Source organism: uncultured Thiocystis sp., assembly GCF_903866365.1.
Taxonomy (GTDB): domain Bacteria; phylum Pseudomonadota; class Gammaproteobacteria; order Chromatiales; family Chromatiaceae; genus Chromatium.
Genome location: NZ_CAIPNF010000169.1, coordinates 1 through 10,689 on the forward strand (window position 1 = coordinate 1; position 10,689 = coordinate 10,689).

4 protein-coding genes and 1 pseudogene are annotated in these 10,689 nt (G+C 63.2%); all 5 read right to left on the reverse strand.

The window, feature by feature from the left end; genetic code table 11:
- Positions 1 to 134 precede the first annotated feature (134 nt).
- Positions 135 to 5,630, reverse strand: coding sequence for a DEAD/DEAH box helicase (locus tag QZY07_RS09370; RefSeq protein WP_295401841.1), 5,496 nt, complete (start codon positions 5,628 to 5,630; stop codon positions 135 to 137).
- Positions 5,631 to 5,637: 7 nt separating this feature from the next.
- A complete protein-coding gene (locus tag QZY07_RS09375) occupies positions 5,638 to 6,882 on the reverse strand; it encodes an RNA-binding domain-containing protein (RefSeq protein ID WP_295401843.1) in 1,245 nt (414 codons plus the stop codon).
- A 12-nt stretch (positions 6,883 to 6,894) separates the two neighbouring features.
- The gene (locus QZY07_RS09380; protein ID WP_363183994.1) at positions 6,895 to 9,552 is read right to left on the reverse strand and encodes a TrlF family AAA-like ATPase; all 2,658 of its coding nucleotides are present in this window, start codon (positions 9,550 to 9,552) and stop codon (positions 6,895 to 6,897) included.
- Between the two features lie 88 nt (positions 9,553 to 9,640).
- The gene (locus tag QZY07_RS09385) at positions 9,641 to 10,222 is read right to left on the reverse strand and encodes an AAA family ATPase (RefSeq protein WP_295401846.1); all 582 of its coding nucleotides are present in this window, start codon (positions 10,220 to 10,222) and stop codon (positions 9,641 to 9,643) included.
- A gap of 171 nt (positions 10,223 to 10,393) precedes the next feature.
- Positions 10,394 to 10,689, reverse strand: a pseudogene (locus tag QZY07_RS09390) (ISKra4 family transposase); the annotation flags it as partial.

Genomic DNA, 10,689 nt, shown 5'->3' on the forward strand with positions numbered 1-10,689 from the left:
ACGACGAAATCGGCGCGCTCACGGATGACGCCTGCCGGCCGCCGTTGACCGAAGACGAGGCGGATCAGTGCCAGCGGATGGCCGACGTGTACATGCTCGGCCTGCTATGAGAGTTTTTCTCCGTTTGTGCAGAATCACCCACTCCCCTGCAGCACGCCGTCGACGTCAGCCCAGGTCAGCGTCCAGACCGAGAAGCGGCCACTCTTGGCGACCGCCATGCGCTTGGCCAGATCGGTGGGTACGCTGTCCTTGTGGTACTGCCAGCCATCCAGGAAGACCGCCACCGGCAGATCGTCCGCGCCATCGTCGGGCCAGAACACGAAGTCAGGTTTGCAGGGCACTACCACGCCGTCGCTGGGCGTCAGATTGACCTGCAATTCCAGACGCCAGCGGCGCGGGCCGGCCTGCACCTGATACCCTGGTTTGCCCTTGAACAGGGTGTCGCTCAGTTTGAATCGCTCACCACCAACATCACCAGCCATGTCGCGCCGCAAGGCTTCGAGGAAGCGCCTTTCCAGCGCGCTATCCAGCAATGGGTTGCCGGGCTGGACGCCGGCCAGATTCGCGACGGGCTTCAAGGCGTCCTTGAATTGCAAGACGTCGTTCAACAGTTTCTGCGCGACGCGGCGCGAGATGGCTTTGCGGTCGAAGCTGTTGTGGTAACGGTAAACGCAGCGGTAGCAGCCATCGGCCTCGGCGTTCTGGTTGCAGGCGCAGGCGTTCAAGGTCTGCAAGGCTTGGCTGAAGACCTCGAACAGGGGCTCGGGATCGCGCATCAGCTCCTTCAGATAGCCGGTGCCGCCGGGCACGCTGTCGTAGATCACCAGATAGGTCCGTGGGCTGTCCGACCCCGCGGCCATGCGGATGTCGGGTGCAATCCGCAGGTGATCGACCGCGCCTTTGAAGCGTTTCGCCAGCCCCAACTCCAGCGCGGCGACGAAGCTCAGCAGCGACTCATGGGATTCGGCAAAACCCACCTCGGGCAGGAAGAGTCGAATCCCCTCGCTCGTGAATTCACGGTAGAGGAAGATGCATTGCTGGGTGCTGGCGTCCGGGTTCTTGCGCTTCGCGCACCAGGGCGCATGGTTGCGATGCTGCTCCTCGGCCTTGCGCCGGCGCTGCAGGGTGCCGCATTCCGGGCAAATGGCGAAACCGGGACGACTGAGTTCTTCGCCGGCGATCGTCATCGGCGAGGCATCGGGCGCCTGCTCGCCAAAATTCACCTCGCGGAAGGTCACCCGGTCGAGAAACTCGAATCCGAACGGGAACTCGGGTCGATCGATGACAAAGGCCTGGCGCACCGCATGGGGTGGACTGTCCACCAGGGCCTGCCGCACATAGAAGCCGCGCTGGCGCTCGTCTGCGTCGTCGGCGATGCGGCTGTCCCGGTCCAGGGTGCGCGCAAACACGGTGGTCAGCCGCAGCATCTCGCGGACCCGCCCGCTGTCGCGCCAGAGGCTGTCGCCGCAGCGCGGGCACGCGGGGTGCGCGTCGCCCGATGACAGCGGCTCCGTGTAGGCGCACTGGCGGCAGAAACGCCAGGCCTCGGGCTTGATCTTGGAGACATCGACCTGGTTGATCACCGCGCGACGCCCTTCGGCATAGAAGGTGTTATTCGGGGCCAGCTCGGTGATCGCCGAGGCGCCGGGGCGCTCGTATTCGAACGTCAACGGGGGGCGGGCATCCTGCCCGCCAGACAGGTTCGCGACGGTGGAACCCGACGGGCGAGACGCCCGTCCCCCGGAAACTGGCGCCTCGCGCACGATGATCGAGCGCAGCAACACACCTTGCTCGGGGAACGCATAGTTCGGCAGCAGACCCTCGTCGGTCAGCACGTTGAGGGTGGCTTTGCCCTCGATCGCGCCGATCAGGCGGGAGAGCGCGGCGCGCTCCTGGAGCAGACGCGAAAGCTCCGCATCCTGTTCCTCGCCGCGCACGGCCAGTGCCTGTAGCTTGTCCATTTCCTTGACCGTGCGCTCGCGCTGGCGCTTGATCTCGGCAACGTCCTTGGCGATGCCCTGGAGCCGATAGAGGATCTTGAACGGCAGTGAGCTGTCCTCATCCGCGCGGCCGGCGATGAAGCGGGCCAGCCACTGCTGGGTGCCCTCGGTCAGCGCGCAGCGGTTGTCCAGGGTAAAAAGGCGGATGAACCGATCCAGCAAGGTCGCGCGATGCACCTCGACATAGTTCAGCCAGGGGTAGGGAAACCGCGTGGTCGACTGGTTCTCGATGGCGCTGAAGACCGCGCGGATCTCCTTTGGGATCTGCGCCGCCTGGCCCGTCCCGCGGACCCAGCCATCCAGTGTGAAGGCCGTCAACTGGCGTTCGAGCACGGCGGAGGCGTTCAGGAAGATGCCGGGCGCCTGCACGCTGCCGGCGATCATGGTCTTGGGATCGTCCCAGAAGAACAGATCGTGGGGCTTGCTGGTGGCCATGGTCAGCAGCAGCGCGTTGCCGGTACTGCGGCCGGCGCGACCGGCGCGCTGGATGTAGTTGGCTTGACGCGGCGGCACCGAGCACTGCAGCACCGACGACAGATCCCCAATGTCGATGCCCATCTCCAGGGTGGGAGTCGCTGACAGCACGTTGATGCCGCCGGATTTGAATCTGCGCTCGATGTCCTCGCGCGTGTCGCGTGGCAGCAGGCCGGTATGCTCGTGCGCGACCACCCGCTGAATGTCGGCATGTCGATAGAGTTTGCGGTAGTAGTCGCCAAAGTGGGCATCGGCCTGCAACTGACCGTGGCACTCGGCGCGCCGGCAGGGTTGCCCCGCGAGGTGGTCATCCGGCCCGGACAGCACCTCGGCATGGCAGCGGCCACAGCGCCAGCGGCGTCCACCGGGCAGCACTCGGAAGGCGGCGGGCTCCAGCCCCCAGACGCGGATGTCCTGCTTGTCATCGGCCTGCTCGAATCCCGCCAGCCCGGCCTCGAACAGTGCCTCCAGCGCCAATCGGTAGAGCGGCAACAGCAGGTCATCGGCGCCCAGGGCCAGATCATGCAGCGCGGGCACTGTCTTGAAGGCCCAAGCGCGGAAGAGTCGCGCATGCCGGCCAGTGACGCTGACGCAGCGTTGATATTCTGGCAGGGTCAGGAACCGCGGCGGGCGGGGGCCGGACAGCATCTGAAACTGGCTGGGGTTCTTTTTGTACACCCAGGGTCGGCTGCCGACGCGGGCGTAGAACTCCAGCCCTGGAACACGCCAGGCGCCAATCCGTTGCAATTGGGCGAGCAGGCCGCGCAGAAAGGTGGCGGCCTCCTCGTCCGTGGTGTTCGCCAGGGGATCGAGCTGCTCGCGCAGCCGTGGCAGCAGCCAGCCGACGGCCGCGTCCAAGGCGCCGGTCTGTGGCACCACACTGGCGGTGCCGGTGGCGACCAGGGTGCGGCCAATGGCGGCGTCCTGTCCGAATTCGGCGCTGATCACCCAGGGTAGGATGCCCGCGAGCAGGCGCGGCAGATCGCTGTCCTGTGGTAGCACACCCTCGCTCGTCAGCGTCTCGAAGTCGCGCAGCCAATGCAGTTGTGGCGGGAGAAAGTTGACCAGGTAGGGTCCGATGCCCAGCGTCGTTTGCCAGTGCTGGGCGAAGGCCAGCGGCAGTTCGGCCAGGGTGAGCGGTTGGCCGGTGTCAACGGCGGCTGCGATCACCTGCGCCAGGGCCGGACGCAGGTTCAGGCGCCAGGTACGCGCGGCCAGGAATCCGGCGCGGTGGGCGGCGTCCTGCACGGAGTCGGAAAAGGCGATCAGCTTCTTGTCCGCGTTGAAGCGTGTGCCGAACAGTTGGCTGAGCATCACCTCCGCCAGGCTGGCCGCCTGGGAGCCGACGATGCTCAGGGTCTTATGCCCATCGCAGTAGGGGCAGTCGTGGTGCGACTTGGTGAATTTGGCACCGTTACGGATGCCTTGACGCAGATTGGCCGTGATGTCGATGTCCAGCAGCGCGGCGTCCGGGCACAATTGACACTGTGGCTGAGCCAGCGGATAGAGGCTGCCGCATTGGGGACAGACCTTCCTGCGCTCGAAGGTCTTGGGCGCGACGCCATCCCCAGCCGGAAACAGAAAACGGGCGGTCACGTCTTCCGCGAAGAAGGCGTTATAGAATACCCGCAAGTCCTGGGTGAGCTGGGTGGGGCTGGTCTTGGGCAAGGTGCTGCCCCAGCCGGTGGCGTGGCAGTCTCGGCAATGGATGACCGGCAGATAGATCCGCTCGTTCCCGGCCTTGCCGAGATCGTCGTGGTGCAGGAGTCGTGGCTCGGGGTCGAGCAGGGCCACCATGCGGCGCAGCTCACGCAACCAAAGTTCCACTTTGACTTGTAGAAAAAAGTCCTGATGCCCGGGTTTGCGCGCATGGGCCACCAGGGCCAGCAGGCTGGACAGCCACAGCCAGGGGAAGCGTTCATCCTCGCAGGCCGGCAGGCGGCGACGCAGCAGGGCGAGCAGATCCTCCAGCAGAACCGATTTCGCGCCGAGACGCTCCAGGTCACGCAGCAGATTCTGGAAGGCAAAGTGGGACTTCAGCCGCTCGCCAAGCGCGCACCGCCAGGCGACATCCGACATCTGCTCCGGCGAGCTGTCCTGCCCGAACCACAGCGGCACCTGAGCCGCCAGATAGGCGTGCGGATCCTCATACTGCTCCGGCGCCAGCGTCGCGAGATCCGCCGGTTGCGGGCTGTGGGTGAACTCCACCACGGCCTCGGCCAGATAATCGCCCACCGACTCGCGTTCTTCGCCGATGACGGCATCCGTGTTCAGGGTCTCGCCGAACACATCCCCGGCAAAGGCCAGCAAGTCGCCAACGCCCTCATCGCCCAGGGTGGCGGAGGTGCCCACACAGACCAGTTGACCGGGCGGTGAGTCCAGCCGGCCCTTGAGGCGGCGGATCAGGCACGCGAGATCCGTCCCCTGGGCGCCGTCGAAGGTATGGATCTCATCCACCACCAGATACCGCAGGGTATCGGGCTGCTGCCGGACCCAGAGCGGCGTGTCGGCGGCGCGGATCAGCAGGAAGTCCAGCATCTTATAGTTGGTCAGCAGGATGTCTGGCGGATCCTTGCGCAGCGCGTGGCGGTCGGTGATGACCGTGAAGCTGCCGTCCTCCAGTTGTCGCACCCGATCGGATTCCACCGCCGGCGCATCGCCCACATAGAGGCCAGCGCGGAGGCCGGACAGCGCGGTGGCCTTGACGATCTCCTTCGCGACGCGCCCGGCCTGGTCGCTGGCCAGGGCATTCATCGGATAGAGAATGATCGCCTTGATGCCCTGTCGACCCTCGGCCCGCTGCGCGCGGCAATGCTCCAGGATGGGGTAGAGGAAGCACTCGGTCTTGCCCGAGCCGGTGCCGCTGGCCACTAACGTGGATTGCGCGCTGTCGCCGGCCAGTCGGGCAAAGGCGCGGGCCTGATGCGCGTGGGGCACGAAACCGGCGGGGAGCCAGTCGAACGCTCGGCGGCCAGGATTCGGCGCTTGGCGAAACGGCAGGGGCACCGTGAGATACGGCCCCTTGAACAGATTGCCGCGCTCGGCGAGGAACGCCTCCATCAGCCCGGTAAAGCCCGGTGTGGTGGAGGGGAAGGCGGCGCGCAGAAAATCGGCGACGCCCTGGGTGACTTGCTGGGCGACGATCAGCGGTTGCATGTGACGGTCATCTCTGCTTCGGACGGGCGGGAAGCGTGACGCGCAGGTAGTCGTCGGTCAGTTCGAAGGCCGCCTCCTTACCGGTGTAGTCACGGGTCAGCGGCACGATCTTGCGGCGCACCCCCATGCCGCGCATATCGACGTAGCCGTAATCACGCATGATTTCCGCGATGATCTGGTTGCGCGGCGAGCGCTGGCCGGCCAGCATCTTCTCGATCGTCATCGAGTTCTGAAGAGCGCCGGGGCTGATGACTTCTAAACGATCTGAATAGTTGACCACTTCGACCTCGATGGCGCGCGTCCAATCCCGATGCACCAAGGCGTTGAGAATGGTTTCGCGAAGGGCGTCCAGCGGATAGCGATACCCTGTTTCGCGGCGCAGGTTATCGGTGATCTCGCTGCCCTCTTCCGAGATGAAGGGGCGCATCCTGTCGGCCAGATGTTCGATCAGCCCCGGCTCGACCACCTGTCGGCCAGCACCAACACGCCCCTCCCACAGGGCGACCAATGGGAAGTCCAGCAAGGTGTCGTCTTCTGCGTCGTAGTCCTTGATCCCGCCGGCAAACGACATCCAGCGGACACCGGCCTGGCGCAAGCCGCGGCGCGGGCTGCGGCCAAAGAGGACCAGTCCGGCAATGGTGCAGACGGGTGCCCCATCCTCGCGCGCCACCATCAGACCCAAACCCATCAAACGCTGTTCCCAGTCTCCTGGCGACTCGGGCGCCTGCGCGTCGCCAGCGATGTTGACGAGATAATCGGTGAGGCGGGCTTGGTCCAGGTTCTCCAAACGGGTACCGGAGACAGGGAGTGTCTCGGCATGGAGCATTCCGCCGCTCTCGAACAGGCGGGCCTGCTGCTCGCGGGTGGCCAGACGTGAGGTGCTGCCGACACGGATATAAATCTCCTCGCGATTGTTGTTGCGCAGCACATAGGGTTTGGCCGTGCCCTGGGTCAGCGAGACCACCGCGACACGTTTGCCGTCATCGAGTTCGATTTCTTCGTAGAAGGGCAGAATCAACGGATGGACGTAGCGGCCAAAGACCGTGTCCATCACCCAGGTTTCAAGACCGTCACGCTGGATGCCGGTGATGCGGCCGTCATCCTCGACGCCAAGCAGCAGCCTTCCGCCCTGGAAATTGGCCAGGGCCACGATTTCCTTGGCCAATTGCTCGGGGCGCAAGTCATCGCGCTTGAATTCCACGCCCGAGTTCTCGCCATTGGCGATGATCTCCAGCAATTCAGGTTTCAACATCGTGGCTCACCTTCAAAACTCATACTTTTCCTTGCGCTGGACGAAGGCGTCCCGGCCACCTTCAAGAAGGCTGGCGACCTGATCGCGAATCGCCGGCACATCGATCGAACCCTGGGCCTCGAAGCCCAGGCGTCCCTGGCTCTCGGAGGCGGTGAAGACGCCGATCCATTCCGCGTCGCCGAACACCGGGATGTTGGCGTTGTGTGTCGCGAACAGGAACTGTCGATTGGTCTTCGCCTCGCGCAGCTCGGTGACGATACGTTCGGCGATAAAGGCGTTGTCGAGGTTGTCCTCGGGCTGATCCATGATCAGCGGATCGACGTTTTCCAGCAGCAGCAGGTGCAGGATCGCGGTGCATTGCTGGCCCGTCGAGAGCTTGCTCAAGGGGCGGAAGACGGGCACCGAATCGCCGTGGGCAACGTTCAGCGAAAGATCCACCCGATGATCCAACTCCAGGGCTTCCAGTTCCATCAACTGGGACGGTTGCAGCTTGGTCAAGGCATTGGCGACCAGCGGCGTGATGCCCGTCCATTCAGCTTGCAAGACAATCGATCCCTGTCGGATGGCCTGGGCCAACGACAAGGGGCTGATGGTCTCCAAGTCGTCGATCCAGGCGAGCCGCTTCTCGCCAACCCCTTCCAGGTCACAGGACAAGAGGAAACTCTTCAGCACAGAGCGATCCGCTTCGGGAACGATGACGATCTTCAGCTTGCCCTCAAGGCGCTTGCTCAGCTTCTTTGCGGCCGTTTGCAACGCCTGGAGGTGTTGGCTACGCAAATCGGACAGTCCAGCCAGGATGTTGCGCCGTTCCTGTATCAGGCTTCCGTGCAAGCTCTCGAACGTCGCCAGCCGCGCCTTCAAGGGCTTGATGCGCTCGATCTCCTGCATCAAGCGCTGATAAGCCACCCCCACATCCTGACCGCTCTTGCCGGCCATGGCGGGCAAGCTCCGCAGGGCCTTCTCCAGTTCGGCCTCGTTCGCTTGCAGCGCCTGTTCCCACACGGCCAATTGAGCCGCTAACTGATGCTCGCCTTCGGCCAATTCGATCCGCATGGCCTCCAGGTGTCCGGTGAAGCTCTGTTGCAATTTCTCCAGGATCGAACGGATGGGGCTCAGCGGTTCCGCATCGGGCAATCCCTCCAGCGCCTTGTCACTGATGAAGGTCAGGTCAGGCAGGTTGTCGCGAAGTCCGTTCAAGCCGTCATGTAGATGCTGGATCTCTTCTCCCGCGCGTTGGGCGATCTGACGCTCGCGCGCCAGCAGCGGCGTCTTCGCCAACTTCTCCTGAATGCCCAGGGACTCAAAGCCTTGCAACTGCTCTTCCAGCTTGGGCAGCCGATCAATCTGGGCTTTCAGGTCATCGTCATCGCTCAGGGCCTTGACCAATCGGTGCTGATTGTCCTGCAAGCGTTTCCTGAGATCGTCACGTCGTTGCGCGAAATCGCCATCGTGTGGGAGAAAGCGATCCAGCAACTGGATGCGGCTGGTCTCGTCCTGAGCCAGCTCGTAGATCTCATTTTGTCCGTAGATGTCGATACCTGGCAGTAGGTCGATCGGTTGCAAGGTCGACACATTGCCGTCCGGGTCGCGCACAATCGGCGGTTCGCCATAACGGCGCGAAACGAGATACTGCCGGCCGTTCTGCGCCGAAGATATCACCGTCAATTCGATACGTCCCGCTGAGAGACCAAGGTTTGCCTTGATGAGATCCAAATGCAGTTTCTGCGCCTGCTTGCCTTTCGGCGGAATGTTCAGGGCGTAGCGCAGACATTCCAGCAGCGTGGATTTACCGGTTCCTCGCCCTCCGATCACCGTATTCAAATGCTCGGAGAAGGCGACCTCGACGCCGTCGAGATAACCGCCAGCGACGCGCATGCGCAGGATCTTGCCAATCGGGCTCGATGCCTGCCGCGAGTTCAGGCGGACGCGCGAGCCAGGGTCGAGGAAAGCCATCTTGAAGGCCGCGAAGGTCGGTCGGGTCATCTTGATCCAGCAGGTCGCCCCTGGCTGATCGAGATCGTCCGGGTTGGCGACATCCTTGGCATTGATGACCGCCATCGGGCGTTCTCGCCGATAAGCGTCGTTCTTGTTCAACAGGACTTTGCGATAGAAATCGCTCTCGTCGCCCTTCAGGTCATCCACCGTGCCGGGAATTTGCGCCGCGCGCAGTTTGGGCAGTTGCCAGACATGATTCTGCCGGTTCTTGAGCAATCCGTTCTCGTTCGTGCAATGGGCGGCATAGATGAAACCGCCGAGCTGATCCACCTTGTCGATCAGATGCTCCGAGCTGAGCCGGGAGGGACACACTCCATTATCCGGATCGAGAAGTTCCAGTCTCCCGAGATAACGCTCCAATTGTTGACTGGTGGTGTCCTCGGCAAACAGGCAGACGAAATGGGTCTTGTCGTTCGCGGCGATCTCGAACCCAGGAAACACCAGGATGCCCTGTGGCTGGAGCACATCGCGCAGCTTATCGACGCGATCAACGCTTCCATGATCGGCCAACCCCACTACCTTGATGTCGAGTTCCAGGCATTTCTCTAGCAGCGCTTGGTTGTAGACGCTCTCACTCAAACCATGCCCGGCACCGCGATAAGTTCCGCTGTAGTCAACCGGATTGACTTGCAGGGCGCAGCGCCAGAATCGCGCGAAGGTGTAGGTATCGCTCATCGGAGAATGATTGTTCATGTCTGACCCACCGGTTGCAATGCTTCGATGCGGCTGAGCCAGGCATCGAAGCCCTGGCATTGCGCGCGGATCATCGACGTGGTCTCCCGCCGAGAATGTTTTTCTCCCACAACTCGCCGACGGAGTAGTCCTCCAGCCAGCGTTGCAGTTCAATCTCATCCAGATGTCTGAAGATCGTCGCCCCCTGCTCGCGTTCGGCGATGATCAGATCCGCGATGGAAAATTCGTCGACCAAGGGAACCGATTGGGTAGAGACGATGACCTGCATGCGGGTCGATGCCGATCGCAGCAGCGAACCGAGCAAGGTAATCGCAGAGGGGTGCAGGCCCAGCTCCGGCTCGTCGATGATGATGGTCGAGGGCGGATCCGGCTGAAGCAGGGCAGTGACCAGGCAGATGAAGCGGATCGAGCCATCCGACAACTGACTGGGCCACAACCTGTAGTCGCTTCCCTGCTGCTGCCACAGCAGGGCGATCTGTTCCTCTCCCGTTGGCAGTGCGCGGGGGTTGAGCACGAAATCATCGAAAAAAGGGATCGCGAGCCGAATGGTCTTGCGAATCTGGGCATAGACCTCGGGCGCTTCCGCCGTCAGCCGGTACAGGAAGGCCGCCAGATTCGAGGCATCAGGGCGCAGAGACGCATTGTCCTGCAACGCGCCGAGACGCTTGACGCCGGCGGTATCGCTGGTGTCGTGGAAATGAAAGACTTTCCAGTTGGCGATGGATTCGTAGCAATCGGCGACGACTTCGTTCTTGTCTCTGGCATCGAACGGCTGGGATCGATAGGCATCCTTGAGCCGGGTGGTGCCTTTCGATAATGTATCCTAACAGGGCCGAGCACCAAACTGATCGATCTTGTCCCAGAACTGCGTCCAGCGCCCCGTGGATTGCACGAGCGCGCGCAGGCTCAAGACGATCTTGGCACCCTGGTGCTTCCAGCGCATGCCCGCGCCGCACAGGCGTTGCTTGACCAAGGTCTTGCAGGCAGCTTCGATGACGCCGGAGCCGATCGGAAGGTTCTCGGCGACCTGCTGTGCGTAGTCCATGCGCGCCCGTTGGTTGGCGAAATAGGTCAGGGCCGCCTGGAGATTGTCTTGGACGCTTTTGCCAAGCGAGGTCT